22 protein-coding genes are annotated in these 25,938 nt (G+C 63.7%); 19 read left to right on the top strand and 3 right to left on the bottom strand.

Annotated features, from left to right (window positions below; all coding sequences use genetic code 11):
• Positions 1–20 precede the first annotated feature (20 nt).
• From GWL_RS14630 to GWL_RS14600, 7 genes are all read left to right on the top strand, one after another.
• The gene (locus GWL_RS14630; protein WP_008331518.1) at positions 21–548 is read left to right on the top strand and encodes a fimbrial protein; all 528 of its coding nucleotides are present in this window, start codon (positions 21–23) and stop codon (positions 546–548) included.
• A gap of 125 nt (positions 549–673) precedes the next feature.
• Complete coding sequence (locus tag GWL_RS14625) at positions 674–1,378, top strand: molecular chaperone (RefSeq protein ID WP_008331517.1); 705 nt, start codon at positions 674–676, stop codon at positions 1,376–1,378.
• 10 nt (positions 1,379–1,388) lie between these two features.
• A complete protein-coding gene (locus tag GWL_RS14620; protein ID WP_008331516.1) occupies positions 1,389–4,001 on the top strand; it encodes a fimbria/pilus outer membrane usher protein in 2,613 nt (870 codons plus the stop codon).
• Between the two features lie 11 nt (positions 4,002–4,012).
• On the top strand, positions 4,013–4,768 hold the full coding sequence (locus GWL_RS14615; protein WP_008331515.1) for a molecular chaperone: 756 nt from the start codon (positions 4,013–4,015) through the stop codon (positions 4,766–4,768).
• Positions 4,769–4,779: 11 nt separating this feature from the next.
• Positions 4,780–5,637, top strand: a complete 858-nt coding sequence (locus GWL_RS14610) for an EAL domain-containing protein (RefSeq protein WP_050978121.1) — start codon at positions 4,780–4,782, stop codon at positions 5,635–5,637.
• A complete protein-coding gene (locus tag GWL_RS14605) occupies positions 5,627–6,286 on the top strand; it encodes a response regulator transcription factor (RefSeq protein ID WP_034350906.1) in 660 nt (219 codons plus the stop codon). Before GWL_RS14610 ends, GWL_RS14605 begins: the two co-directional genes overlap by 11 nt.
• Before the next feature lie 8 nt (positions 6,287–6,294).
• Positions 6,295–9,567 carry an ATP-binding protein gene (locus GWL_RS14600; protein WP_008331511.1) on the top strand — a complete coding sequence of 1,091 codons (3,273 nt, stop codon included), beginning with the start codon at positions 6,295–6,297 and terminating at the stop codon, positions 9,565–9,567.
• 43 nt (positions 9,568–9,610) lie between these two features.
• On the opposite strand, the gene GWL_RS14595 is transcribed toward GWL_RS14600, so the two are convergent.
• Positions 9,611–10,627 (bottom strand): AraC family transcriptional regulator, encoded by a 1,017-nt coding sequence (locus tag GWL_RS14595; protein WP_008331510.1) that lies wholly within the window; start codon positions 10,625–10,627, stop codon positions 9,611–9,613.
• A 425-nt stretch (positions 10,628–11,052) separates the two neighbouring features.
• On the opposite strand from GWL_RS14595, the gene GWL_RS14590 reads away from it, so the two are divergent.
• Positions 11,053–11,955, top strand: coding sequence for a LysR family transcriptional regulator (locus tag GWL_RS14590; protein WP_008331509.1), 903 nt, complete (start codon positions 11,053–11,055; stop codon positions 11,953–11,955).
• An 81-nt stretch (positions 11,956–12,036) separates the two neighbouring features.
• Here GWL_RS14590 and catA read toward each other — a convergent pair whose 3' ends face one another.
• Both catA and GWL_RS14580 read right to left on the bottom strand, forming a co-directional pair.
• Positions 12,037–12,948, bottom strand: a complete 912-nt coding sequence (gene catA, locus GWL_RS14585) for a catechol 1,2-dioxygenase (protein WP_008331502.1) — start codon at positions 12,946–12,948, stop codon at positions 12,037–12,039.
• Positions 12,949–13,012: 64 nt separating this feature from the next.
• Entirely contained in the window at positions 13,013–14,173 is a 1,161-nt protein-coding gene (locus GWL_RS14580; RefSeq protein WP_008331501.1) for a muconate/chloromuconate family cycloisomerase, read from the bottom strand.
• A gap of 255 nt (positions 14,174–14,428) precedes the next feature.
• On the opposite strand from GWL_RS14580, the gene andAc reads away from it, so the two are divergent.
• The 11 genes from andAc (at position 14,429) to GWL_RS14525 (ending at position 25,895) form a co-directional block, all read left to right on the top strand.
• Complete coding sequence (gene andAc, locus GWL_RS14575; protein ID WP_008331500.1) at positions 14,429–15,709, top strand: anthranilate 1,2-dioxygenase large subunit AndAc; 1,281 nt, start codon at positions 14,429–14,431, stop codon at positions 15,707–15,709.
• A complete protein-coding gene (gene andAd / locus GWL_RS14570) occupies positions 15,706–16,206 on the top strand; it encodes an anthranilate 1,2-dioxygenase small subunit AndAd (RefSeq protein WP_008331499.1) in 501 nt (166 codons plus the stop codon). The genes andAc and andAd overlap by 4 nt, the downstream gene beginning before the upstream one ends.
• Positions 16,207–16,213: 7 nt before the next feature.
• Positions 16,214–17,287, top strand: a complete 1,074-nt coding sequence (gene andAb / locus GWL_RS14565) for an anthranilate 1,2-dioxygenase ferredoxin subunit AndAb (protein WP_008331498.1) — start codon at positions 16,214–16,216, stop codon at positions 17,285–17,287.
• 102 nt (positions 17,288–17,389) lie between these two features.
• Entirely contained in the window at positions 17,390–18,568 is a 1,179-nt protein-coding gene (locus GWL_RS14560) for an ABC transporter substrate-binding protein (RefSeq protein ID WP_034350903.1), read from the top strand.
• Between the two features lie 12 nt (positions 18,569–18,580).
• The gene (locus GWL_RS14555) at positions 18,581–19,495 is read left to right on the top strand and encodes a branched-chain amino acid ABC transporter permease (protein WP_008331492.1); all 915 of its coding nucleotides are present in this window, start codon (positions 18,581–18,583) and stop codon (positions 19,493–19,495) included.
• An 8-nt stretch (positions 19,496–19,503) separates the two neighbouring features.
• Positions 19,504–20,457, top strand: a complete 954-nt coding sequence (locus GWL_RS14550; RefSeq protein ID WP_008331491.1) for a branched-chain amino acid ABC transporter permease — start codon at positions 19,504–19,506, stop codon at positions 20,455–20,457.
• The gene (locus tag GWL_RS14545) at positions 20,447–21,214 is read left to right on the top strand and encodes an ABC transporter ATP-binding protein (protein ID WP_008331490.1); all 768 of its coding nucleotides are present in this window, start codon (positions 20,447–20,449) and stop codon (positions 21,212–21,214) included. The genes GWL_RS14550 and GWL_RS14545 overlap by 11 nt, the downstream gene beginning before the upstream one ends.
• On the top strand, positions 21,211–21,921 hold the full coding sequence (locus tag GWL_RS14540) for an ABC transporter ATP-binding protein (protein ID WP_008331489.1): 711 nt from the start codon (positions 21,211–21,213) through the stop codon (positions 21,919–21,921). Before GWL_RS14545 ends, GWL_RS14540 begins: the two co-directional genes overlap by 4 nt.
• Positions 21,922–21,994: 73 nt before the next feature.
• A complete protein-coding gene (locus tag GWL_RS14535; protein WP_008331488.1) occupies positions 21,995–22,846 on the top strand; it encodes an alpha/beta hydrolase in 852 nt (283 codons plus the stop codon).
• Positions 22,847–23,217: 371 nt separating this feature from the next.
• The gene (locus GWL_RS14530; RefSeq protein WP_008331487.1) at positions 23,218–24,306 is read left to right on the top strand and encodes an HlyD family secretion protein; all 1,089 of its coding nucleotides are present in this window, start codon (positions 23,218–23,220) and stop codon (positions 24,304–24,306) included.
• Positions 24,303–25,895, top strand: coding sequence for a DHA2 family efflux MFS transporter permease subunit (locus GWL_RS14525; protein ID WP_008331486.1), 1,593 nt, complete (start codon positions 24,303–24,305; stop codon positions 25,893–25,895). The genes GWL_RS14530 and GWL_RS14525 overlap by 4 nt, the downstream gene beginning before the upstream one ends.
• The last annotated feature ends 43 nt before the right edge of the window (positions 25,896–25,938 follow it).

The following is a 25,938-nucleotide window of genomic DNA, read 5'->3' as shown; positions in this document are numbered from 1 at the left end:
AATTCTCCCAGGGGATAATCATGAAAAAGCATCTTGTAATTGCGCTGCTGGTCTCGCCGTCAGTGGTGCTGGCAGCAGGCAGTACCATCAATTTCCGTGGCCAGGTCAACAGCCAGACCTGTCAGGTGACGGTAGATGGCGCGGCCAATCCGGTCGTGTTGCTGCCCACCGTGGCCACGGGCGACCTGGCCGCGGCAGGCAGCTCGGCGGGCGAGACGCCCTTCGTGGTCAGTGTCAGTGGCTGCAAGGCATCGGCTACCGAAAAGCTCAAGATCAAAACGCAATTCCTGGCCAGCGCCGCCACCAGCGGCAACAACATTCCCAACCTGGGCAGTGCCAAGAACGTGGCACTGCAATTGCGTCAGAGCGTCGGCGGTGATCCGATCAAGCTGGTCGGTGGCAGTGGCGTGTCGGCCGAGGGACTGGAAATCGCCGCTGGCGGCACCAGTGCTTCGCACACCTTCGCCGTACGCTACATCGCCGAAGGCGGTGCTGCAGAGGCCGGCTCGGTGATCGGATCGGTGCAGTACGCCCTCGACTACTTCTGATGCGCCCATCCGGGTGCGGACTTCCATTTCCCGTTCGTATCACTTGCGTCGCTGCCAGGATGCTTCCTGGTAGCGCTTCTCCCGTTTTTCCGATGAAAAGAACAAGCCCGCTTGCAGGTCTGCTCATGCTGCTGGTCTTCATGTTGAGCGCCGATGCCAGTGCCAGTGTGACCATGTTGGGCACACGCGTCGTCTATCCGGCCGATGCCGGCGAACAGATCCTGCGCTTCAGCAATCCCGACGATCACCCCAATCTGGTACAGCTCTGGCTGGATGATGGTCACGCCGCCCGATCCGATGGGCTGGCCTCTCCCTTCCTCGTCATTCCGCCGGTATTTCGGGTCGAGCCGCATGGGGGCCAGGTAGTGCGACTGTCCTATGTGGGGGATGCACTGCCGCAGGACCGGGAGTCGCTGTTCTTTCTCAACTTCCTCCAGGTGCCGGCGCTGAAGGCCGCTTCGGTCAATGACAATCAACTGGTGCTCACCGTACGCAGCCGCATGAAAGTCTTCTATCGTCCGGCGGCATTGGCCGCCGAGGCCGATGCCGCGCGGGCACCGGATGCACTGTCCTTTGCCATTGAGCTCGGCGATGGCGCGGCCAGCATGGTCGTGCGCAATGCCAGTGGCTATCATCTGATGGTGCAACAGGCTGATCTGCTGCTGGGCGACCAGAGGCAGGTGCTGGCCAGGACCACCGTGATCCAGCCTTTCCAGGAATTGCGCTGGTCGCTGGAGCGCATGCCGGCCGACCTGGCCGGTATGCGCATGCAGCTGCGTCTGCTCAACGATGTCGGGGTGGAAGTGCAACGCGACTATCCCGTGCGTTGAGGAGGCGACGGTGAGAACGCATTGCTCGCCCCTGCGGCGCGTGGCCGTCTCGGCCTTGTCGCTCGGGACCGCCATGGTTGCCTGGCCGGTCGCTACGGCGGCGCAGCCGGAGAGTGACTATCGCTTTCTGGAGGCGCTGGAGATGGCCTCGCCCATCAACAAGGGCAGCCTGTCGCGTTTCAACCGGGTGGGTAATGTCGAGCCCGGTATCTACAGCGTGGATGTGTATGTCAATGGCAGCTTCAGCCATCGCCGTTCGCTGCGCTTTGATCTGGTGGAAGGACTGGGCGCGGCGCCCTGTTTCAAGGCCGAGGATGCCGTCCTGCTCGATCTGCGGCAGGATCTGATCGCCAAGCTGGGGCCACGCGAATGCGCCCGCATCGACGAGTTGGCTACCGGCGCGCAGGCCGTGTTCGATCTCTCCCGCCTGCGGCTGGACCTCAGTCTGCCGCAGTCGCAACGCAATCACGTGGCGCGCGGCTATGTCGATCCGGCGCTCTACGATGCCGGTGAAAGCATGGGCTTCCTCAATTACAGCATCAGCCAGTATTACGCCCATACCGCCCAGGGCAGCAGCAGTTCGCTCTACGGTTTCACCAACAGCGGCATCAATCTCGGCCTGTGGCGGCTGCGCCAGCAAGGCAGCCTGGGTTATGACAGCCGCAACGGACTGCGCTGGAATCCGGTACGCACCTATGCCAGGCGTGCATTGCCGCACTGGACCAGCGAACTGACGGTGGGAGAGAGCTATACCTCCGGCAAGCTGCTCTCGGGGCTGGCCTATCAGGGGGTTGAACTGAGTACGGATGAGCGCATGCTGCCCGATTCGTTGCGCGGCTATGCGCCGGTCATTCGCGGCAGTGCCCGCAGCAATGCCCAGGTCATCGTCAGCCAGAAGGGACGCGATATCTACCGCACCACGGTCGCGCCGGGCAGTTTCGTGATCGACGATCTGTATCCGACCAGCTACAACGGGGATCTCGATGTCACGGTGATCGAGGCCGATGGCACGCGTTCGCACTTCAGCGTGCCGTATTCGGCCTTGCCGGAATCGATGCGGCCCGGCAGTTCCCGTTACAGCATCACGCTGGGACGAACGCGCGATACCGATACCAGCCTGCCTTTCGTCGATGCCCTGTACCAGCGCGGCGTGAGCAACAGCATGACAGGCAGCCTGGGGGTGCGGGCCGCACCGGCCTATCAGTCGGTAGTGTTGGGGAGTACTCTGGCCGGCAAGCTGGGCGCAGCGGGATTGACGCTGAATTATTCACATGCCGATACCGGCGGCGGTGCGCGCGGCGGCTGGATGATGGGGCTGTCCTATTCGCGGGCCTTCGATGCCACCGGCACGCAGTTCTCGATTGCCAGTTATCGCTACTCGACCTCGGGATACCGGGAACTGGTCGATGTGATCAGCGAGCGCCAGGCACGACGTACCGGTTTTTCATCGCTGGCCAGCTCCAACAGCTACCAGCAGCACTCGCGCGTGGATCTTTCGCTGAGCCAGCAATTGGGCAGTATGGCTTCCCTCTATCTCTCCGGCCTGACCCAGACCTTCCATCATGACCGTAGCCGCATCACGCAATTGCAGTTCGGTTATTCGACCCTGTGGCGCAATGGTGTGAGTCTGAACCTGGCCTTCCAGCGGCAGCAGGTCAGCCGTGTCGCGCGCAACCCGGATGACTTGCAAGGGAGGCCGGCCGCGCTGGCGCAAGCGGGCTCCTCGTTGATGCTCTCGCTGTCGATCCCGCTGGGCAGTCCGGGCGGGGAGCGGCCGATATTGAGTACCTCCATGGTCAGGGCACAGCAGCAGGATCTTTATCAGACGCAGGTCTCCGGCATGCTGGCCGGCCAGCGCCATCTCAGCTACAGTGCGGGCGCCAGCCATATGCCGGGCGGCCAGCAGGACAGCCTCAACGGCAACATCGGAGTGCGTTTGCCCAAGGCCAACCTCAATGTCAACCTGGCGCGCGGGCGGGACTACTGGCAGGCCGCCGGCAATGTGCGCGGTGCCCTGGCGGTGCATGCGGGTGGCATTACCCTGGGTCCCTACCTGGGCGACACCTTTGCCCTGGTCGAGGCCAAGGGAGCAGAAGGTGCGCGCCTCTTCAATGGTCAGGGTGCCGTGATCGACAGCCATGGCTACGCATTGCTGCCTTCCCTCTCGCCCTATCATCGCAATGTGGTCGAGCTGGCGGCCAGTAGCAAGAGTCACAAGACCGAACTGCTGGAAAGCCAGCGTACGGTGATTCCCTATGCCGGTGCCACCCTGAAGCTCAGCTTCAGGACACGCACCGGCCATGCCCTGTTGATCCGCCTGCACCGCGATGACGCCATTCCGCTGCCCATGGGCGCCGACGTGCTCGACGCGCAGGGCAGTGTAATCGGCATGGTGGGACAGGGCAGCCAGGCCTATCTGCGTACCGACCAGTTGCAGGGGGAGTTGTTGGTGCGTTGGGGCGATGGTCAGCAGGAACGTTGTACGGCTCGCTATGACCTGCAAGCTCAGGACCTGGAGCAGGCGCTGATCCGGCTGCAGGCCGCCTGTACCGCTGCACCGCGCCGGGCTGAATTCCTGCCGGCGCAAGCCGTGCCGCCGGGCGCGACGGGGGCCGCGCAATGAGTCGCTGCTCGATGCCTGGGCTGGCGCGCTGCCTGCTGCTGTCGATGATGTTGTTTGGTGCTCGCGCCGAGGCGGGATTGATGCCCGAACGCACCCGGCTGGTCTTCAGCCAGGGGGCCGGCGAGCTCAGCCTGCGGCTGGCCAACACCAACCCTCATGCCGTAGTGGTGCAGAGCTGGGTGGACCAGGGCGAGGGAAGTCATGCACCGGATACCGTGCAGTCTGCGCTGTTCGTCATGCCTGCTGTGCAGCGGCTGCCGGCGCAGGCGATCAGCCAGGTCCGGGTGTTGTATACCGGCGAGCCGCTGCCGGTGGACCGCGAGTCGGTGTTCTGGCTCAATCTGTACGAGATTCCGATCCTGCCTGACCCGCCGCCGGGAGGTGCACCGCGCCTGCTGCTGGGACTCAATACCCAGATCAAGGTGTTTTATCGCCCGCCTGGCGTTGCCGATCCGGGACCGCAGTGGGCCGATGCACTGCACTTCCGCTTGCAACGGCAAGCCGGACAATGGGTGCTGGTCTGCCGCAATGACAGCCCCTACTTTGCCTCCTTCGCCAGCTTGCGGATCAGCGACGGCCTGCATCAATTCGTGCCGCGCCTGGCGCCCGAGCAGATGGCGCCGCCCCACGGCGAACAGATCTTCGTGCTGCCCGAGGACGATGCCGCGCTGACATGGCAGCACCCGCGCCTGGAGTTCCAGCTCATCGATGACACGGGACGAGCCAGTGATCACATGCGTCCATTGACGCCGCTCAACCTGCCCTGAACGGAGTTTTCATGCTTGCCCCAGCCCAGTGCGGGCGCTCTGCGCCCAACCCGCCCATGGAGCGCGCCCACTTGCTGCAGGCCCTGCGGCGCCGCCAGTTCCAGCCCTTCCTGCAGCCCATCGTGGGGGTGGACGGGGCCTGGCAGGGCGCCGAGATACTGATGCGCTGGCAGCACCCGCAAGCCGGTGTATTGGCCCCGGCCATCTTTCTTGAACGTCTGTCCGATGAAGGCTTGCTGGCGGCTACGACACGCCAGATGCTGCATCAGGTCCGCGTGGCCTGGGAGAGGGCGCCGGCGTGCCTGCGGCAACCCTTCGTGTTGTCCTTCAACGCCTGCGGCGAGCAGTTGCAGAGCGAGGCGCTGGTGGCCCAATGCCAGGCATGGTTGCACCGACTGCAATGGCCGCAGCTGCGGTTGATGATAGAGATGCCCGAGCGGGGCGCCGACCTGGGGCCGGAGTATTGCCGCAGCCTGTTTGCCCGGTGCGAGCGGGCCGATATCGCCATCGCCCTGGATGATTTCGGCGTTGGCGATGCGCGCCTGCACCAGTTGGCCTGCGGTCGCATCAGTTGTCTCAAGCTCGATCGATCATTTGTTGCTGCCATGCAGGACAATTCCCTGTACAGTCGCCTCATTGAAACCATCGTGACTCTGGCCGCCGAATTCGATGCCATCGTCACCGCCGAAGGCATCGAGACACTATGGCAGTGGCAGCGCTTGCGCCAGATGGGGGTACGGCGCTTCCAGGGATATTATTTCGCCAGACCGCTGGCGATGCCGGACTTCTTCCGGCAGATGCAGCGCCGCCGGAGTGTGGCGGCCACGATTGAACCAGCGCGGGAAAGAGGGGACCAGCATGGCGACTAAGGGGACAACGATACGGGTCGGGATCGCCGATGATTATCCGGTGGTGTTGCGAGGCATCGAAGCCATCCTGGCGACTTGCCCCGATCTCGTCCTGGCCTTCTCGGCCGAGAGCATCGCGCAGCTCATGGCCTGCCTGGAGCGCGAGCCGGTGGACGTGCTGCTGTGCGACTACGCCTTCGATGATGATCCGCACGCCGACGGCCTGGATCTGCTCAAGCGGCTGCGGCGCCAGCATCCGGCGATGAAGGTCATCTTCCTCAGTGCCCATGCCCAGCCGCAGATCATCTCCAGCGCACTGGAGCTGGGTGCGGCCGGTTTCATCGGCAAGAATCGCAGCGATTTCGTGAACCTGCCGCAAGCCGTCTGCAGTGTCCGGAACGGTCAGGTCTACCTGCCGCAGTCGCTGGCGTCGGCCTTGCTGGGCAGTCTCTTCAACGTCAACGCACGCCAGAGCGGACTGGCCCAGTTGTCCGAGCGTGAGCTGGTGGTAGCGCGCATGATCTGCCAGGGGATGTCCATCAGCGCCATTGCCGAGCGGCTGCATCGCAGTCCCAAGACCATCAGCAACCAGAAGGTGGCCGCCATGAAGAAGCTGGGCGTGAGCAATGATGTTGAACTGAGCCGGGTCTTCCAGAACCTGGGCGACTGAGGCCATCCATGCCGCGCCAGATCCTTGCACTGTCGGAGCGCTATTACCGGCGGTTGCTGTATGGCTGCGCCAGCTTGCTGTCGGTGGCCATCGTCTGTGCCATGGTGTTTTTGGGCTATAGCGCCTTTGCGCAGTTCCGAGAGCGCCAGATCGGCAGCTTCACCAGCAAGCGCGAGCAGATCAAGTCGGAGGTGGATCGTCTCACCGCGCGTGTCATCCAGTTCGCCGAGATGTACGCCCGTCTACAGCATCTCTATAAAAAGGAATTGCTGGTGCTCGACACCTACAGCGAGCGTGTCGACCCGGGCGAGATGAGCCGCAGTCCGGAGAGCCTGACGGTAGTGCCCTTCACGCTGCTCATCCGCGGCGATACCGCGGCCGACCGCCAGCGCCTGGCCGCGCTGCTGCTCCTGTTACGGCAGGCGTCGGCCCTGCCGATGTTCAATCCGGCCGAACCCGGGGTGACACTGGACGGTTTCATCTATACCGCTGACGCCGGCTTTCTGGCGGTGTCACCGCCGCTGTCGAACGAGGAAGAACAACAGGTGCGCCAGCTCGGCACCTCGCCCTTCATCAGTGCCATGAGCGCACCGGTGGATGCCGCCTTCGCCGCCGAACGCGAACGTGCGGCGCGCGCCCAGGGCAGTACCGGCCAGCGGGTACTGTGGATGAGCCCGGCCTTCAGTGCGCCGCTGCTGCGTTCGGCGGTCACCCGGCTGGCCGTGCGGATCGCGCTGGACAAGGGTGATCAGGCAACGGCCGTGTTCTCGGTCCCGGCCAGCCAGTTCCGCCAGTTCTTCATGAAGGATGAAGAGATGCCCGGCCTGATGGTCTTTGAAGGGCAGGGCAGCACCCGCTTGCTCAGCGAGCCCGACCCTGGCGTCAGTGCGCTGTTGATGCGTCACATCGAAGAGCATGTGCGGCATGTCATGGACCCGCATGATCACGTCGGTCATTTCCACGAGGATGGCAGCTTCTTCATCGCCCAGACCATCGAGGGCCCCGAATGGGTGGTGGTGCTTACCTTCACCTGGCACGACGTGCTGGCCGGTTTGCAGGGCAATTTCACCACCGGGGCATTCTGGGGCCTGTTTGCGCTGCTCTTCGTCTGGGCTGCCACCTTGTACTTCGACCGTTGCGTGATCGGTCCGCTGCAGAAGAAGGCGCTGGCCATGGTCGAAAGCCGCCAGTTCAGCCAGACCATCATCGATACCCTGCCGGTCGGAATCGCCGTCTATGCGCCCGGTTCCGGCGAGGTGGTGCTGCGCAATGCGGTCGCGGCGCGAATGCTGGAACAGTCGGCGTTGCCCAGCGCTTCCTTCTATGCGCAGATCCTCACGGCGGTGCGGGTGGGGGACAATCTGCGCCAGGCCATGATCGAGGCCGAGCTGCCTCTGCGCGATGGCGCGGTCAGCCATCTGGGCGCGGTCTGGTCACGCACGCGCTTTTCCGGCCAGGATGTGCTGTTGCTGGGCATGATCGACCTCAACATGCAGAAGGCCCACGAAGCGCTCATGCGCGAAGCCAAGAGCATGGCCGACCGCGCCAACCAGGCCAAGTCCATGTTCCTGGCCCAGGTCAGCCACGAGATTCGTACCCCACTGCATGGCGCCATCGGGCATATGGAGTTGCTGGCGCGCGAGGATCTGCTGCCACCGCAGCGGCAGCGCATCGAACTGATACGCCATGCCTTCGACATGCTCATGGGTCTGGTCAACGACATCCTCGACATCACCAAGATCGAGTCGCAATCCATCACGCTGGCCGCGGAGACTTTGCAGGTCAACGACTTGCTGGAACAGTGCGCACAACTGTTCGCTCCGTTGGCGCTGGACAAGGGACTGGCGTTGCGCTGCCTGCCCTCGGTGGAGCTGGAACAGCCCTTGCTCGGAGATTCCCGCCGGCTCATGCAGATCCTGCACAATCTCGTGGGCAATGCCGTGAAGTTCACCGCCCGGGGCGCCGTCACGCTGTCGGTCCGGCCGTTGCGCCGCGAGCCTGCGCGCATGGTGCTGCGCTTCGAGGTCAGCGACACCGGTATCGGCGTCTCGACCGGTGCCCGCCAGCGCATCTTCAAGTCCTTGCAGCAGGCCGATGACAGCATCAGCCAGCGCTTCGGTGGAACCGGCCTGGGCTTGTCGTTGTGTCGCCGCCTGGCCGAGCTGATGGGTGGCGACATCACGCTCGACAGCGAGCTGGGCAAGGGCAGCGTCTTTGGTGCGCAAATCACCCTGTCGCTGCTCGATGCACGCCCCACACTGCCTGTCTTGCGCCCGCTGGCTGCTCAGATCGTGGTGCTGCATTGTCACGATGCGGACATGGCGGCCATGCTCCGTGACTATCTCACCAGTTGGGGTGCCGGGTGCAGTGATGCGGCCGAGTCGTACGGGGTGGCGATCCATCTGGTCGCACCGGACTGCGTGGACGACTTCATCGCCAGCGCACCAAGCCGCTCCATGCAGGCCGTGCTGATCTGCCCTGATGCAGTCCCTCTCCCCAGCCTCGCCGCTGGCTGGCGGCAGGTCAGTGCCTTCGACCGGCAGGCCTGGCTGCGCGCGCTGGCCAGGCAGCCAGCAACGGCGGATGCACCGCCTGCCCCGCAGGTGGTGAGCGTAGCCAGCGGACTCGACGTGCTGGTGGTCGAGGATGACTATGTGAACCTGACCTTGATGCAGCAACAGTTGCAGACGCTGGGTTGTGCCTCCCCTCGTCTGGCACGCGATGGTCTGGAGGCGCTGGCGCAGTGGCAGATGCGTCCGGCCGATGTGCTCATCACCGACCTCGGCATCCCCGGTCTGGATGGCGTGGCGCTGGCCACCCGCGTGCGGGCGCAGCAGCCGCAGGCGCGCATCATCGCCACCACGGCGGCGGGTCCGGGCAGTCTGGCGCAATTGCCGGCAGCGCTGTTCGATGCTCTGCTCACCAAGCCAGCTTCGCTGCAACAGATGCAGGAGGTACTGGCGGGGCTGCTGAACACGGCGCCAGCGCCCCTGGCGCCCACTGTGCAGGCGCTCCCGGGCGATCCGTTCGAGCGGGTATTGCGGGAGGCTTTCCGGCAGAGCTGGCCGCTGGAAAAGGACAAACTGCAGCAGGCCATCGATAGCGCTGACCGTGAGCGTGTGGTGCGCATCCTGCATCGTCTGCAGGGCGGGCTGCAAGCCCTGGGATGGGATGCCCTCGCTGCGCGCAGCATCGCACTCCAGCAAGCCGTCACGGCAGGTGAGAGCACGGCGCTGGCGGCCTGCATGCAGTGGATGCAGGCCATCGAGGCTGCGACCTGAGTGCGGTCGACGGGTTACGGTTCGTTGCCCTGCACCGATATTTTCAGCGTGTCACGCTGCGCGTCTGCTTGGGCAATTCGCCGAAGCGCTCGCGATAGTAGGCCGAGAATCGCCCCAGATGGCCGAATCCGAATTCAAACGCGGTATCGGTGATGTTGGCACCGGGATGCGTGAGCAGTCGCTCGCGCACGGCATCGAGCCGGATATTGCGCAGCAGGTCCATAGGCGCCACGCCATATTGCTGATGGCACAGCGCATTGAGCGCACGTACGCTCACGCCGGCCGCACCGGCCAGATCGGCCAGTGCCAGCGGCGCGCACAGGCGGCTGCGGATGTAGCGTTCCAGCATGTCCAGGCGCTGCAGCTTGCCTGCACCCACCAGGCTGTCTGCGGATTCGCTGGCCGCACGTTGACCGGCGGTGCAGGCATGTACGGGTTCGACCGTGCTGGTCAGTTGTGAGAGCAGGAATTGCGCAGCGCTGCGCTCGAAGTGCTGCACCCATTGCCCCTGTTCTGCCCCTTGAGCCGGCAAGGCCAGCACGCGCAGCAGTGACTGGATCAGCAAGTCCCAATAGGGGGCGGCCTGCTCGGGCAGCAGGAACACCGAGGGTACCTCCACAGGACCGCACTGGCCGATCGCGCGCAACTCCTCGAACAGTGCCAGCGGCACTTTCAGGATCAGTTGTTCGGAGCCTGCCTGCCACCACAGGCGCAGATTCCGTTTTGGTGCGATTAGCGCCGTCTGCCCCTGCGGGATGCACACCTTGCGGCCATCCGATTCGATCTCGGCACTGCCCGACAGGGTCATGTGTACCAGTGCGAAACCGTTGAAGGGGCGCGGACGCACGATCACCTCCGCGCCATACTTGAGCATGAAGATCTGCAACTGCTGGATCGCCGCCTTGAAGAGCACGGTATCGACATCGTCGCCCTTCCAGAACAGGTCATGTTCCGCCAGTTCATTGGCGACCTGGGCATGACAGTCGACCTTGCGGGTGGAGTGAAAAACGCGGCGACGATACAAGGGCTCCAGACTGAGCGCGTGGACAGTATTGAGCATGTTAACCTCTTAACGCGGCTCTTCCGCACGGGCCGGTGGCGGAAAAGCGGTGGTACCGGGTAGGGGTGCTGCTGCCAGCAGAGGGCGCGGGTGCCGGTCTGCCTTGCACCTTCATGGACGATGCGAACGGAGTGCGCGCTGTCTGCTTTCCCTCAGCCAGCGGCGGCTGCGTTCAGCCTCATGCAAGTGCAAGTTTCATGCCCGAGGTGGAAGGTCGTCGGCGGTGTGCAGGGCAAAGCGCGCCTGCGTGGGCGGGATGGATCATCTCGGTCTCCTCTACGGTCTTCTGGTCGGACCCTGCTGCCGTGGACGCGGGCCTCGTTGCTGTGGAGCACGGCTCTGCGGCCGGCTGATCGTCGATTCTATGCGGTCGGTGGATGAACGTACAATATCAGATCAGCATCATGGTATGCCTCGGAGGTAGTGTGGAACTGCGTCATCTCAAGTATTTCAATGCCGTCGCCAGCACGCTCAGTTTCAGCCGTGCAGCTGAACTGCTGCACATCGCCCAGCCGCCCCTGAGCCGGCAGATCCGCCAGCTGGAGGATCTGCTCGGCGCCGAGCTGATCGACCGTGCCTCGCGTCCGATTGCGCTTACCATGGCGGGCAAGTTTTTCTATGAACAGACCTTGCAGGTATTGTCCCGTCTGGAGCAGATCGAGGAAGGTACTCGCGTCATCGCCCGTGGCCAGCAGCACTGGTTCAACATCGGTTTCGTGCCCTCGGCGCTGTATGGCTTGCTGCCCGAGATGATCAAGCGTTTCCGCACCGACATGCCGGAAATTGAAATCGGATTTTCCGAGATCGTGACCATGGAACAGATCGAGGCGCTCAAGTCCGGGCGCATCGATGTCGGCTTCGGACGCCTGCCCATCAGCGACCCTGACATCCTCTGCGAGACCGTCGTGGAAGAGCCACTGGTGGCGGTGTTCCCGCTGGGCCATGCGCTGCAGGCGCGCAGCAAGGTGACGCTGGCGCAGCTGGCCGAGGAGCGCTTCATTCTCTATCCGGCAAGACCGCGTCCGAGTTATGCGGATCAGGTGCTGGAGCTTTTTTCCAGCCGCGCCCTGCGCCCGACCATCGTCAAGGAAGCCAATGAAATGCAGACGGCCATCGGCCTGGTGGCAGCGGGTGTCGGGGTCACGCTGGTGCCGCGTTCGGTGCAGGGGCTGCACCGTTCTGACGTGGTGTATCGACCCTTGTCCAACAAGGGGGTGTACTCACCGGTGATCATGAATTTCCGTGCCAATGATCGTTCGTTGTTGCTGGAAAAACTGCGGACGACCGCCGCAGAAATTGCACGGATGCAGGCAGAGCAATACCCCTGAACACGCTCGCGCAGTGCGCGCCAGGCAAACTACGCGGGCCATGCAGCTGCATGGCCCGTGGTCTTTCCGGTCAGCGCTGGCTTACGCGGCCAGACGCGGACGATTGATGTCGGCCTTGGGCAGGTCGTTCTGTTCCGGCAGCAGGTTGAAGTTGAATTCGATGGCATAGAAGGGCGCATCGACTTCATGCTTGCGGATCTCGGCCGGATCGGTGACGTGCTTCAGTTCCGGCACCAGGCCTTCGCGGGTGGCGAAGGCGAAGTCATCCCACAGGTACGGATCGCCGGCGATGTTGATCTGCGTGGTCAGCTTGCGATAGCCCGGTACCGTGACGAAGAAGTGGATGTGCGCAGGACGGCTGCCGTGACGGCCCAGCTTGTTGAGCAGGCGGTCGGTGGCACCACCCGGCGGCACGCTGTAGCCGACCGGTACGCGGCTGCGGAAGCGATAGCGGCCTTGCTCGTCGGTGCGGATGGAGCAGCGCAGGTTGAACGGGCTTTGCTCCGGATCGAAGAAGGAATAACGGCCCAGGTGGTTGGCGTGCCAGACTTCCACCAGCGCATTGGCCAGCGGCTTGCCGTGTTCGTCGAAGACCTGGCCCTGCATGAAGAGGGTATCGCCCGGTTGGGGATCCTTGTCCATGCGCGCAAAGCCCTTCTGCTCGGGCGCGCCCGAGACGTACAGCGGTCCTTCGATGGTGCGCGGGGTGCCGCCCTGCACGCCGCGGCGGGCTTCGGCTTCATCCATGCGCAGGTCGAGGAAGTGCTCGAAACCCAGGCCGGCGGCGATCAGGCCGAACTCGCCCGACTTGCCGGCCGAGGTCAGATAATCCACGGCAGCCCAAAATTCTTCCGGCTGCACATCCAGGTCTTCAATCGTATAAAACATGTCGCGCACGAGGCGGTTGACGATGGTCTTGACACGCTGGTTGCCCTCCGCGAGTTCGGTGCTTTCGATTTTTTGCAGTACGGCGTCGATGGCTTTCTTGTCCACGTTGTCTCTCCTGTCTCTGGTTGGATATGTGTGGGGGTGGGTGCAGTCGGTCCGGGCCGATGGATCAGGCGACGGAGACCAGCGGGGTCTTGCGGTCGCGCCGCAGCGCGTTGACGCGATCTTCATCCAGGCTGATGCCCAGGCCGGGACCGCTCGGCAGTTCCAGGGCGAAGTCGCGGTAACGCAGCGGCGTGGCCAGGATTTCTTCGGTCAGCAGCAGCGGGCCGAACAGTTCGGTACCCCAGGCCAGCGTGCCGAAGGTGGCAAACAACTGGGCCGAGGCCATGGTGCCGATGGCGCCTTCCAGCATGGTGCCACCATACAGCTCGACCTGGGCGGCAGCGGCGATGGCGGCCACCTGCTGCGCACCGGCCAGTCCACCGGACTGGTTGATCTTCACGGCGAATACATCGGCTGCGCCCACGCGGGCCAGTTGATAGGCATCCTGCGGACCATGCAGGCTTTCATCGGCCATGATGGCGATACGGTTCTTCTGGCGCAGGCGATACAGGCCGTCGTGATTGGTGGCGGCGATGGGCTGCTCCACCAGGTCCACGCCGGCATCGGCCAGCAGCTGCATGCCCAGCATGGCCTCGGTCTCGGTCCAGGCCTGGTTCACATCGACCCGCACGCTGCCGCGATCACCGAGTGCGCGCTTGATGGCGGCCACGTGGGCGCAATCCTGCTGCACGGTGCGCGCGCCGATCTTGAGCTTGAAGATGTTGTGGCGGCGCTGGGCCAGCATCTTCTCGGCCTCCTCGATGTCGCGCGCGGTGTCGCCGCTGGCCAGGGTCCAGGCGATGGGCAGGCTCTCGCGCACGCGGCCACCGAAGAGCGTGGACAGCGACACGCCCAGGCGGCGCGCCAGTGCATCCGATAGCGCCGTCTCGATGGCGCATTTGGCGAAGCGGTTGCCTTGTACGTGCTCGGCAATGTGGTGCATGCGCGCGGCGACCTGGTTGGCATCGGCACCCAGCAGCAGCGGTGTGATGTAGGTGTCGATGTTGACCTTGATGCTTTCCGGGCTTTCTTCACCATAGGCCAGCCCACCGATGGTGGTGGCCTCGCCCCAGCCGGCCACGCCATCGTTGCCCGTGATGCGCACCAGCACCAGGGTCTGGCGGTGCATGGTGGTCATGGACAGGCGGTGCGGGCGGATGGTGGGGACGTCCAGTAGCAGAACCTCTACGGTTTCGATGGAGGTGGCGGGCAAGGTGGAATTCAAGATGCTGTCCGTGTAGAAAAAGAGGGCGAAAGCTGACAAGTGCTGACTCGAACTGGATGATAGAAACAAAGCTGCCCGAATGTCCAAGACCGATTCAGGCATGCTGCATACCTTTTGGGTATAACGTCGCGGACTGCAAAAAACGGACAATACTGCCCTTCAACTATGCAAATGGCGGATATTCGTCCTTGTGCAGCTTGCCTAAGATGGCTCATCGTCCAGCTCCCGCCTGGCATCCAACGATGAGGACTTCGCATGAGCACATCCATCCAACTCGAACAGCAAGGCTATGCACCGCTGGTGCAATTCCCCCGCACCGATGGTGCGCGCACGCCCTACAAGGTATTCAGCTCCAAGGAAGTCTATGATCTGGAGCAGGAACGCATCTACCGTGGTCAGACCTGGAGCTTCCTGGCGCTGGAAGCCGAGATCCCCAACAACGGTGATTACAAAAGTACCTTCGTTGGCGATACCCCGGTGGTAGTCACCCGCACCGAAGATGGCACCCTAGCCGCCTGGGTCAACAAGTGCTCGCACCGTGGCGCCATCGTCTGCCGTACTCCGCGCGGCAATGCCAGTTCGCACAGCTGTGCTTATCACCAGTGGAGTTTCGATGCGCGCGGCAACCTGCTGGGCGTCCCCTTCCGCCGTGGCCAGAAGGGCGCCACCGGCATGGCCAAGGACTTCGATCCCAAGTGCCACGGCCTGCGCCAGTTGCGCGTGGACAGCTACAAGAGCCTGGTCTTCGCCACCTTCAGCGAGACCGTCGAATCGCTGCCGGACTACATCGGCGCCGAGATGCGTCCGTGGATCGACCGCATCTTCCACAAGCCCATCGTCTACCTCGGCTGCACGCGCCAGTATTCCAAGTCGAACTGGAAGCTCTACCTGGAAAACGTCAAGGACCCGTATCACGCCAGCCTGCTGCACCTGTTCCACACCACCTTCAACATCTTCCGCGTGGGCATGAAGGCGCGCTCGCTGGCCGACAAGCATCACGGCCTGCACAGCATCATCACCGCCACCAAGAATGAAGTGGAGACGGCGGACGCCTACAAGCAGCAGGAGATCCGCTCCTTCGACGAGGGCTTCTCGCTGCAGGATCCGTCGGTGCTGGGCCAGATCAAGGAATTCGAGGAACTGACCACCAACCACATCCAGCCCATCTTCCCGCAGCTGGTGGTGCAGCAGATCCATAACACCCTGGTGGCGCGCCAGTTGCTGCCCAAGGGCCCGAGCAACTTCGAGCTGGTCTTCCACTTCTTCGGCTACGAGGACGACACCCCCGAGCTGCGCGCCCTGCGCATCAAGCAGGCCAACCTGGTGGGCCCGGCCGGCTACATCTCGATGGAAGACACCGAGGCGACCGAACTGGTACAGCGTGGTACCGCCCGCGATCCTGAGCATTGCTCGGTGATCGACATGGCGCGCGACAACCCCGACCAGGAAGACACACTGATTACCGAAAGCCTGATCCGCAAGTTCTGGATGGGCTACCAGAAACTGATGGGCTTCCCGTCCATCGAGAAGGCATGAGCGAGGCAAAGCAGATGCAAAACATGGAACAGATGAGCTTGTGGTTCGAGCTGCACCAACTGCAGGAGCGCTATGTGCATGCGCTCGACAATGACCGCCTGGAGCAGTGGCCGGATTTCTTCACCGACGATTGCCTGTATGAAATCGTGCCGCGCGAGAACGCCGATGCCGGCCTGCCCATCGGCATCATCTATTGCGACAGCAAGAAAATGCTGCAGGATCGCGTGCTCTCGCTGCGCCACGCCAACATCTACGAGGCGCACACCTATCGCCACATGAGCTCGGGGCTGGTGTTCACGCAGAACGCCGACGGATCGGTGGATGCGCAATCGAGCTACGTGGTGGTACAGACCTTGCAGAACGGCGAGTCCTTCGTCTACCAGGCCGGCCGCTATGAGGACCGCGTGGTCAAGACCGAGGCAGGCTGGCGCTACGCCCGCCGCCGCGTGATCTACGACACGCTGCGCGTAGCGACCCTGTTGGCCACCCCGATCTGAGGCAGCCATGAGCGAGTGGTTCGATGTCGGCCATGCCGATGATTTCGCCGAGGGCGAAGTGGCCGCGGCCCGCGCGGGCAGCCAGGCGGTGGCGGTGTTCCGCCTGGGTGAGGAAATTTTTGCGCTCAAGGATTTGTGTACCCACGGCAATGCCAAGCTCTCGGATGGTTACGTGGAGGACGGCTGTGTTGAATGTCCTCTGCATCAGGGCTTGTTCGATATCCGCAGTGGTGCGCCGCGCTGTGCGCCGGTGACCGAGGCGGTGCGCAGCTTCCCGGTGCGCGTGGTGGCAGGCCGGGTTGAGATCGGCGTGGGCGTGGAGGGTGATGCCGCCCCTGCAGCGAGTGCCGCACCGGCATTGCAGCAAGTGCAGGCTACGCTGGAAGGCATCACGCGCGCCGCCCCGGACGTGGCGATCCTGCGCCTGCGCTGTGCGGCGCCCTTGTCCTATCGCGCCGGCCAATACATCGACCTGCTGCTGGAAGACGGCCAGCGCCGCAGCTATTCCATGGCGACGCATGCCCGGGATGGCAGTGACCTGCTGGAGCTGCACGTGCGCCACCTGCCCGGCGGACTGTTCACGGACCGCCTCTTCAACGGCATGCAGCCGGGGCAGCCGTTCTCGCTCGAAGGACCTGCCGGCAGCTTCTTCATGCGGGAGGGCAGGGAACCGGTGATCCTCCTGGCCAGTGGCACAGGATTTGCTCCGGTCAAGGCACTGGTGGAAGAGGCCATCGCCACCGGCAGCACGCGCGCGATGCGTCTTTACTGGGGCGGCCGCCGTGCCGCCGACCTGTATCTGGATGCACTTTGCCGCGACTGGGCGGCGAGCCTGCCGTGGTTTGACTACGTGCCGGTACTCTCGGAGGCCGATGCCGCCAGCGGCTGGAACGGACGTACCGGCTTGGTCCACCAGGCCGTGATGCAGGATGTGCCGGCGATGCAGTCATACCAGGTCTATGCCTGTGGCGCGCCGGTCGTGGTAGAGTCAGCGCGGCGCGATTTTACGGCCAGCTGCGGCCTGCCCGGGACAGCTTTCTTTGCGGATGCCTTCGTCTCGAAAGCAGACCTGCGGAAATAGTTATTCCAGCCGGGGCGCGCAGTGAAATCCAGGTTTCACGCGCCGCTGCGTTTTCAGCTTCACACCGAATTCAAACCAAAGAATCTAGAGGGGAATCCAGGCATGAATCGACTCACGAAAGTGGCAGGGGCGGTAATGATGGCGATGGCGACGGGTGCAAGCCTGTCCGCGCAGGCGGCCGATGTGGTGAAGGTGGGTTTCCTGACCACCCTGAGCGGCCCGGCCAGTGCGCCCGGCGTGGATGAGCGCGAAGGCTTCATGCTGGCCATGAAGATGCTGGGCAACAAGCTCGGCGGCGTGCCTGCCGAAGTCATCGTGGTCGATGACCAGTTCAGCCCTGATGCCGCCAAGCAGGGCGCGGACCGTCTCATCAAGCGCGAGAAGGTTGATATCCTCAGTGGCTTCGTCTATTCCAACATCCTCTTGGCGGTGGCCCCGGTGGCCTTCGCCAGCAAGACCGTGGTGGTCAGTGCCAATGCCGGTCCTGCGCAACTGGCCGGTGCCGGCTGCAATCCCTATTTCTTCAGTGCCAGCTACCAGAACGATGCGGCGCATGAAGCGGCCGGCAAGCTGATGGCCGACAAGGGCTACCAGCGTGTGGCCATCATCGCTCCCAACTATCCGGCGGGCAAGGATGCCTCGGCTGGTTTCAAGCGTTTCCTGAAGAAGGATCCCGCGCTGGAACTCTTTCCCAAACTCGGCCAGCTTGATTTCGCCACCGAGATCGCGCAGTTGCGCGCGGCCAATATCGATGCCCTGTATTTCTTCCTGCCGGGCGGCATGGGCGTGAACTTCGTCAAGCAATACGCGGCCGCCGGCATGGATACGAAGATCGTGCGCGTGATGCCCGCCTATGACGCCGACCAGCAGATGCTCTCCAACGGCGACCTGATCGCGGGTGTGGCCAACACCGGCCAGTGGTCGGCCGACCTGCCCAATGAACAGAACCGCGCCTTCGTGGCGGCCTATGTCAAAGAGTATGGCCACCAGCCGTCGATGTTCGCCTCCCAGGCCTATGACGCGGCCATGCTGATCGACAGCGCCGTCAAGGCCATTGGTGGCAAGGTCGAGAATCGCGAGGCGCTGATTGCGGCCATCAAGGCGGCCAACTTCAAGTCGGTGCGCGGTGGCTTCAAGTTTGCGGCCAATCACTTCCCGATCCAGAATCAATATGCCCGGGTGGTGACCAAGGGGGCTGACGGCAAGTACGTCAACAACATGACCCAGACGCTCTTGCCCGATCACGTCGACGCCTATGTCGGTCAATGCAGGATGCCTTGAGGATGGTGCACCTTGGGTAATCTGATCTTCGAGCAGGTGCTCAACAGCCTGCAGTTCGGTGTCATGCTGTTCCTGATCGCATCGGGATTGACGCTGATCTTTGGCGTGATGAACTTCGTCAACCTGGCCCATGGCAGCTTCTTCATGATCGGCGCCTACGTGGCGGCGGTGGTGGCCGGGGCCAGCGGCTCGTTCTGGCTGGGCCTGCTGGTGGCCTTGCCAGTCACGGCGGCGCTGGGCTTCCTGCTGGAGTGGCTGGTGTTCCGGCGACTCTACAAGAAGGACCATATGGTCCACGTGCTGGCGACCTTCGCCTTCATCCTGATCTTCAATGATGGCGTGCGCATGATCTGGGGGCCGCAGCCATTGCCGCTGAACATGCCGCCGGCCTTCGCCGGTCCGGTCAATTTGTTCGGACTGCCCTATTCCAGCTATCGCCTGCTGGTGATGGCAGTGGGCGTGGTGGTAGCCGTGGCGCTGTATTTCCTCATCAACCGCACGCGCATCGGCATGTGGGTGCGCGCCGGGGCCAACAATCTGGAGATGGTCACGGCCATGGGCATCAACATCCGTCTGCTGTTCCGGCTGGTGTTCAGCTTCGGGCTGCTGCTGGCGGCGCTGGCCGGGATCATGCTCGGCCCGCTGGTGGCGGTGCAGGCCGGCATGGGGGATGACGTGCTGATCCTGGCCTTCGTGGTGGTGGTCATCGGCGGCATCGGTTCGGTGCCGGGCGCGGCCATCGGCGCACTCATCGTGGGCGTAGTCGATACGCTGGGACGCAGCCTGCTGCCGCAGCTCTTCGCGCTGTTCCTGAGCGCCGATGCAGCGGCCTCGGTCGGCCCCGCGCTGGGCTCGATGATGATCTACCTGGTGATGATCGCGGTGCTGTTCTGGCGCCCCAGTGGTCTGTTCCCTGCCCGTACCTGAGGAGTGTCATGCGGCGTCTTTTCGTTCCCCTGCTGATTGTCCTGGCGGTGCTGCTGCCACTGCTGGCGCAGGCCAGCGGCATGGAGTACTACATCGGCGTGCTCACCCGCATCCTGATCTTCGCGATGGTGGCGGCCAGCCTCAATTTCATTCTTGGCTACGGTGGCATGGTCAGCTTTGGTCACGCGGTGTTCTTCGGGCTGGGCGCGTATGTCACGGCCATCGCCAGTTTCCATGGACTCACCAGCGCCTGGCTGATCTGGCTGCTGGCAGCGCTGGTGACGGCCCTCGTGGGCGTGGTGATTGGCGTGATCGCACTGCGCACACGGGCCGTGTATTTCATCATGATCACCATGGCGCTGGCGCAGTTGTTCTACTACTTCTTCGTCGGCTTCCGGTATTACGGCGGTGATGATGGCCTGCAGGTCGCGGCGCGTCCGTTGCTGGGTTTCGGGCTCGACATGAGCGGCGACAACGCCTTCTATTGGGTGGTGCTGGCCTGGCTGGTGGCCAGCCTGGTGCTGCTGCAGCGGCTCCTGGCCTCGCGCTTCGGACTGGCCTTGAATGCGATCCGGCAGAATGAAAGGCGCGCCTTGGCCATCGGCTATCCGGCGCTGCGCTACAAGCTGGCAGCGTTCGTCATTGCAGCGGTCATTGCAGGACTGGCCGGCAGCCTCATCGGCATGAGCAATCTCTTTGCCAGCCCCAAGCTGTTGCACTGGTCGCAGTCCGGCATCCTGCTGGTGATGGTGGCGCTGGGCGGGGTCGGGTATTTCTACGGTGGCCTGCTGGGCGCGGCTGCTTTCCTGTTGCTGGAGGAAGTCTTGTCCACCCATTTTGAATACTGGCAGATCCATGTCGGCCTGATCCTCTTGCTGGTGGTCATGGTGGCACCGCGCGGCATCAGCTCGCTGGCCTCCATCGGCGAGACCCTGAAGAAGGGAGAGCAGCATGGTGCATGAACAGGCAGCGCCTGCCCTCGCGGTCAAGGGCCTGAAGAAGAACTACGGTGGTCTGGCGGCCACGCGTGATGTGGATCTGGAGATTGCGGCAGGACACGTCCACGCCATCATCGGCCCCAACGGCGCAGGCAAGACGACCTTGCTGTCGCTGCTGTCCGGTGCACTGGCCGCCGATGCTGGCGAGGTCTATCTGTTCGGCCAGCCCGTGCATGTTCATGCCGAACAGGCGCGCGTGGCAGCGGGATTGGTGCGCTCCTTCCAGATCACCAGCGTGTTCGATGAACTGAGCGTGCTGGAGAACCTGCAGGTGGCGGTGCAGCGCGGACAGCATCGCAGCTATGGTTTCTTCCATGCCAGCGCCACTGATCGGGCGGTCCGCGAGGCGGCGATGACGGTGGCGCGGCGCGTGGGACTGGAGCAGGTGGCGCATCAGTTGTCGTCGCAACTGTCGCATGGTGCGCGGCGGCGGCTGGATGTGGGCCTGGCCATCGCCTGCGGTCCGCGTGTGCTGTTGATGGATGAACCGATGGCCGGCATGGGGCATGAGGAGTCCGGCGACATGATCGCGCTGATCCAGTCCCTCAAGCAGGAGCTGACGGTGGTGCTGGTGGAACATGACATGGAGGCCGTCTTCGCCCTGGCCGACCGCATGACGGTGTTGGTGCAGGGCGCGGTGCTGGCCACTGGCAGCGTGGAGGAGATCCGCGCCAATGCCGAGGTCAAGCTGGCCTACCTGGGCGAGGAGGAAACGCCATGAGCGCATTGCTGGAAGTGGAAGGGCTGACCGGGGGCTATGGCGCGAGCCAGGTGCTGTTCGGGATCGACATGCAGGTCAGGGAAGGCGAGGTGGTGACGCTGCTCGGTCGCAATGGCATGGGCAAGACCACCACGCTGCGCACCATCCTCGGATTGAATCGTCCGACCGGCGGCGTGGTGCGCTTTCGTGGCGAAGCCATCCACAGCGCCAGTGCCGATGCGATTGCCCGGCGCGGCATCGCCATCGTGCCGGAGGGGCGGCAGATATTCAGGAACCTGAGCGTGGAAGAAAATCTTTCCGCCTTCGCGGCGCGCCGTAATGGCCGCGACAATCCCTGGACGCTGGAAAAGATTTATCAACAGTTCCCGCGCCTGAAGGAACGTCGCCACAATGGCGGCGGCCAGCTCTCGGGCGGCGAGCAGCAGATGCTGGCCATCGGTCGTGCACTGATGACCAATCCGCATCTGCTGATCCTCGATGAAGCCACCGAAGGTCTGGCACCGCTGGTACGGGAAGAAATCTGGGCTTGCCTGAAAGCCTTGCGCGAGTATGGGCTGACCATCATCGTCATCGACAAGTACATCAAGCGTCTGATCGGCTTTGCTGACCGGCACACCATCCTCGAAAAGGGCAAGGTGGTCTGGCAGGGGGATTCGGCGCAGCTGTCGGTGCAGACGGAATTGTGGGATCAGTATCTGAGCGTGTAGGACGCTTGTTGCGCGGATATTGATCCATTAACGCAGGTTTAATGCTGTTGCAAACAGCGTTAAGGAAAACTGAATGCTCCCCAATCAAGTCAAGACGGACGCTCGCCGCGTTGTTTGTCCCATCGCCGAGTGCGAAGCGGGTTACAACCTCAAGGCGGCCTTTCCGGATTTTCCGCAGGTGCTGCAGCAGTGGCAGCTGGCGACCGCCGCCATTGCCAATACCTTGCTGACCGAGTCCGACATCGCCTACGGTGATGCACCGCTGCAGCGATTCGATTTCTATCGGGCGGCAGGGGCGCAGCGGCCCTTGCTGGTCTTCATTCACGGTGGCTACTGGCAGGGTGGCGACAAGCGCGATATCGGTTTCATCGCCACGCCCTATGTCGAGGCGGGCATCAGTGTGGCGGTGATCAATTATTCGCTGGCGCCGCAATCGCGCATCGAGGACATGGTGGCGGAGGTGCGGGTGTTTCTTGCCACCCTTGCGCAGCAGGCGGATCGACTGGGCATCGACCTCAACCGCATCGCGCTGATAGGGCATTCGGCAGGCGGTCATCTGGCGGCCTTCGTTGCCGCGCAGGCGGGCGCGTTGCCGGTGCAGGCCGTATTTGCCATCAGTGGCGTGTTCGATCTGGTGCCGCTGATTCCGACTTCACTGAACAAGGCGCTCACGCTGGATGAGCCGCGGGCGGATGCGCTCTCGCCGGTGCTGCAGGCCGGGCCCGCGGGTACGCGCGTGCATACCATCATCGGTGAACTGGAGACTGAGCAGTTTCACCTGCAGGCGGCCGTGATGGCCAATTGCTGGCCGCAGGTGGTGGCGCATCACGTGGTGCCGGGGACGCATCACTACACCGTGCTGTTCCCTCTGGCTGATGGAGACAGTCCGGTGTGCCGTGCCGTGATCGCGGAGATCCTGCGCTAAGGCTGCCGCCGCGTCATACCCCGCCATTGCCCGGCAGACGCCCCACGCGCCCGCAGGAGCAGGGCGTCCCGACCCTCGATTGACTCCGTCCCGCTCGGAACGTTGTCCCCACATCTCCCCGGTCACATTCCCCCTGCACCTCCTCCCTCTCCGATGGAGCAAGGCTGGCCCCAGCCTTCCTGTCTCATTTTGGCTCAGCCGGGCATAGTAACTTGCATAATGATAGTTGATTACGTATAGTAACTTTCAAAATAGAAGTTACATATTCCGAAGGACGTTGCCGCTGCGCATTGATGGGCCGCGTCACTTGGCAATGCTTCCCGCGGCGCCGTTATTTTTTTCTTTCATCGATCTTTGCAAGGAGCTGTGCCATGGCGACACCTACCTCACCCGATCCCTCACCCCAGGCGGTCCGCAAGCCCATGGCGGGGCGGCTGCATGTGGGCTTGGCCGTAGGGGCGGCGGCAGCCATCGTGCTGGGCTTCTATGGATGGCATTGGTGGCAGCACGGGCGCTTCATGGAGGACACTGACGACGCCTATGTGGGCGGCGACATCACCGTCATCAGTGCCAAGGTACCGGGCTACATCGCGGCCGTACAGGTGACCGACAACCAGTTCGTGCATGCCGGAGACCTGCTGGCCAAACTCGACGACAGCGACTACCGCGCCGCCCTGGCGCGTGCCGAAGGCGGGGTGGCGGCACGGCAGGCCGAGATCGCCAACCTGGAGGCCACGCGCGCAGTGCAGACCGCACTGATCGCGCAAGCCCGTGCCGGGGTCGACGCCAGCCAGGCCGAGCTGGTGCGGGCGCAGGACGATGACCGTCGCTTCGAGCGCCTGGTCGACCGCGCAGCCGTTTCGGTGCGGAGTGCCCAGAAAGCTGCGGCCGATTTCCGCCAGGCCGCTGCCAACAGCCAGAAGGCGCAGGCTGGCCTGGCCGTGGCGACGCGCCAGCTGGAAGTGATCCAGACCCGGCGCCAGCAGGCCGAGGCCGGACTGGCCCAGGCCCGGGCCGAGCGGGAAGCGGCGCAACTGAACCTGCGCTATACCGAATTGCGCGCGCCCATCGATGGCGTGGTCGGCAATCGCCGCGCCCGCACCGGGGCTTATGCCGCCACGGCCAGCCAGTTGATGGTGATCGTGCCGGCACGCGGACTGTGGATCGATGCCAATTTCAAGGAAAGCCAGTTGGCCGGGATCCGTCCCGGCAATCCCGCCACGGTCGAGGCCGATGCGATTCCCGGCCGTGTCTTCCATGGTCATGTGGCCAGCGTGGCGCCGGCCACCGGCGCGCAGTTCAGTGTCCTGCCGCCGGAAAACGCCACCGGCAACTTCACCAAGATCGTCCAGCGGGTGCCGGTGCGCATCCTGCTCGATAGCGCGGACGGCGTGCTCGACGCCTTGCGACCCGGGCTGTCGGTGGTGGCCAGGGTGGACCGCCGGGGCCAGGGTTCATGAACGCGGCCAGTGCAGCGGCGGCGCGGCTGATCCAGCCGTCGCAGATGAGCACGTCCTCCAAGGTGTTCGCCTTTGGCGTGATGTGCATCGGCATGTTCGTGGCCTTGCTGGATATCCAGATCGTGTCGGCTTCGCTGCGCGACATCGGCGGCGGGCTCTCGGCCGGCAACGATGAGACGACCTGGGTGCAGACCAGCTACCTGATCGCCGAGATCATCGTCATCCCGCTCTCGGGATGGTTGACGCGCACCATGTCCACGCGCTGGCTGTTCGCTTTCTCGGCGGCCGGTTTCACCCTCACCAGCCTGCTGTGCGGCCTGGCGTGGAATATCCAGAGCATGATCGTGTTCCGGGCCCTGCAGGGCTTTTTGGGCGGCTCGATGATTCCTACCGTGTTCACCACGGCCTTCGCTTTTTTCGACAACAAGCAGCGCGTGATCGCCGCCTCCACCATCGGTGCCATCGCCTCGCTGGCACCGACGCTGGGCCCCACCGTCGGCGGCTGGATTACCGACCACTACAGCTGGCACTGGCTATTTTTCATCAACCTGTTGCCGGGCATCTTCATCACGCTCACCGTCCCGCGCCTGGTGCGCATCGACCTGCCGGACTGGTCGCTGTTCCGGCGCGCCGACTATCCGGGCATCCTGCTCATGTCGCTCTTCCTCGGTTGCCTGGAATACACGCTGGAAGAAGGTCCGCGCTGGGACTGGATGAGCGATCCGGCGATCGCCACCACTGCCTGGGTAGCGGGAGTTTCGGGCGTGCTCTTCGTCTGGCGCAGCCTCAGTGCGGCCGAACCGGTGGTGGACCTGCGGGCGCTGAAGGAACGCAATTTTGCGCTGGGATGTTTCTTTTCCTTCGTCACCGGCATCGGCATCTTTGCCACCATCTACCTCACGCCGCTGTTCCTGGGCCGGGTGCGTGGCTTCAGTGCGCTGCAGATCGGGCTGGCGGTGTTTTCCACCGGACTGTTCCAGATCATGTCCATCCCGCTCTATGCCTGGCTCACGCGCCATCTTGACCTGCGCTGGATCATGATGATCGGCCTGGCCCTGTTCACGCTGTCGATGTGGCAGTTCGTTCCCATCACGCATGACTGGGGCTGGGCCCAGCTGCTGCTACCGCAAGCCCTGCGCGGCGTTGCCCAGCAACTGGCGGTGCCGCCGACGGTGACGCTGACCCTGGGCAGCCTGGCCCCGGCGCGGCTGAAGTTCGCTTCGGGGCTGTTCAACCTGATGCGCAACCTGGGGGGCGCCATCGGTATCGCCCTGTGCGCCACCATCCTCAATGACCGGACCAACCTGCACTTCATGCGGCTGGCCGAGCACCTCAACGGCGTCAATGAGGCCATGCTGCAATGGCAGGGTATATTGGCTGGCGACCTCGCGTCCCAACTGGGCGATGTCCTGGCGGGCCAGGCGGCGGCCTTGCGGCAGCTGTGGCAGCTTACCTATCGCGAGGCATTGACAATGACCTTTGCCGATGCTTTCCTCGCCGTGGGCTGCTGTTTCGTGATCGCTACACTGATGGTGCCGTTCATGCGCAAGGTGGCGCCGCCCAAGGCACCCTCGGCCGATGCGCATTGAGCTTCATGCAGATCTTGGGCGTGGCACAATGCGGGGCCTCCTG

Origin of the sequence: Herbaspirillum sp. GW103 (genome assembly GCF_000261365.1) — a bacterium.
GTDB lineage: Bacteria > Pseudomonadota > Gammaproteobacteria > Burkholderiales > Burkholderiaceae_D > Herbaspirillum.
Note: the sequence above shows the minus strand (reverse complement) of the source record. Positions and strands in the feature narration are given on the sequence as shown.

Bases quoted from the DNA above. Each gene is read 5' to 3' on its own strand.
- GWL_RS14630 (WP_008331518.1), top strand. From the start codon at position 21: ATGAAAAAGCATCTTGTAATTGCGCTGCTGGTCTCGCCGTCAGTGGTG.
- GWL_RS14625 (WP_008331517.1), top strand. From the start codon at position 674: ATGCTGCTGGTCTTCATGTTGAGCGCCGATGCCAGTGCCAGTGTGACC.
- GWL_RS14615 (WP_008331515.1), top strand. From the start codon at position 4,013: ATGCCTGGGCTGGCGCGCTGCCTGCTGCTGTCGATGATGTTGTTTGGT.
- GWL_RS14610 (WP_050978121.1), top strand. From the start codon at position 4,780: ATGCTTGCCCCAGCCCAGTGCGGGCGCTCTGCGCCCAACCCGCCCATG.
- GWL_RS14605 (WP_034350906.1), top strand. From the start codon at position 5,627: ATGGCGACTAAGGGGACAACGATACGGGTCGGGATCGCCGATGATTAT.
- GWL_RS14600 (WP_008331511.1), top strand. From the start codon at position 6,295: ATGCCGCGCCAGATCCTTGCACTGTCGGAGCGCTATTACCGGCGGTTG.
- GWL_RS14595 (WP_008331510.1), bottom strand. From the start codon at position 10,627: ATGCTCAATACTGTCCACGCGCTCAGTCTGGAGCCCTTGTATCGTCGC.
- andAc (WP_008331500.1), top strand. From the start codon at position 14,429: ATGAGCACATCCATCCAACTCGAACAGCAAGGCTATGCACCGCTGGTG.
- andAd (WP_008331499.1), top strand. From the start codon at position 15,706: ATGAGCGAGGCAAAGCAGATGCAAAACATGGAACAGATGAGCTTGTGG.
- andAb (WP_008331498.1), top strand. From the start codon at position 16,214: ATGAGCGAGTGGTTCGATGTCGGCCATGCCGATGATTTCGCCGAGGGC.
- GWL_RS14560 (WP_034350903.1), top strand. From the start codon at position 17,390: ATGAATCGACTCACGAAAGTGGCAGGGGCGGTAATGATGGCGATGGCG.
- GWL_RS14550 (WP_008331491.1), top strand. From the start codon at position 19,504: ATGCGGCGTCTTTTCGTTCCCCTGCTGATTGTCCTGGCGGTGCTGCTG.
- GWL_RS14545 (WP_008331490.1), top strand. From the start codon at position 20,447: ATGGTGCATGAACAGGCAGCGCCTGCCCTCGCGGTCAAGGGCCTGAAG.
- GWL_RS14540 (WP_008331489.1), top strand. From the start codon at position 21,211: ATGAGCGCATTGCTGGAAGTGGAAGGGCTGACCGGGGGCTATGGCGCG.
- GWL_RS14535 (WP_008331488.1), top strand. From the start codon at position 21,995: ATGCTCCCCAATCAAGTCAAGACGGACGCTCGCCGCGTTGTTTGTCCC.
- GWL_RS14530 (WP_008331487.1), top strand. From the start codon at position 23,218: ATGGCGACACCTACCTCACCCGATCCCTCACCCCAGGCGGTCCGCAAG.
- GWL_RS14525 (WP_008331486.1), top strand. From the start codon at position 24,303: ATGAACGCGGCCAGTGCAGCGGCGGCGCGGCTGATCCAGCCGTCGCAG.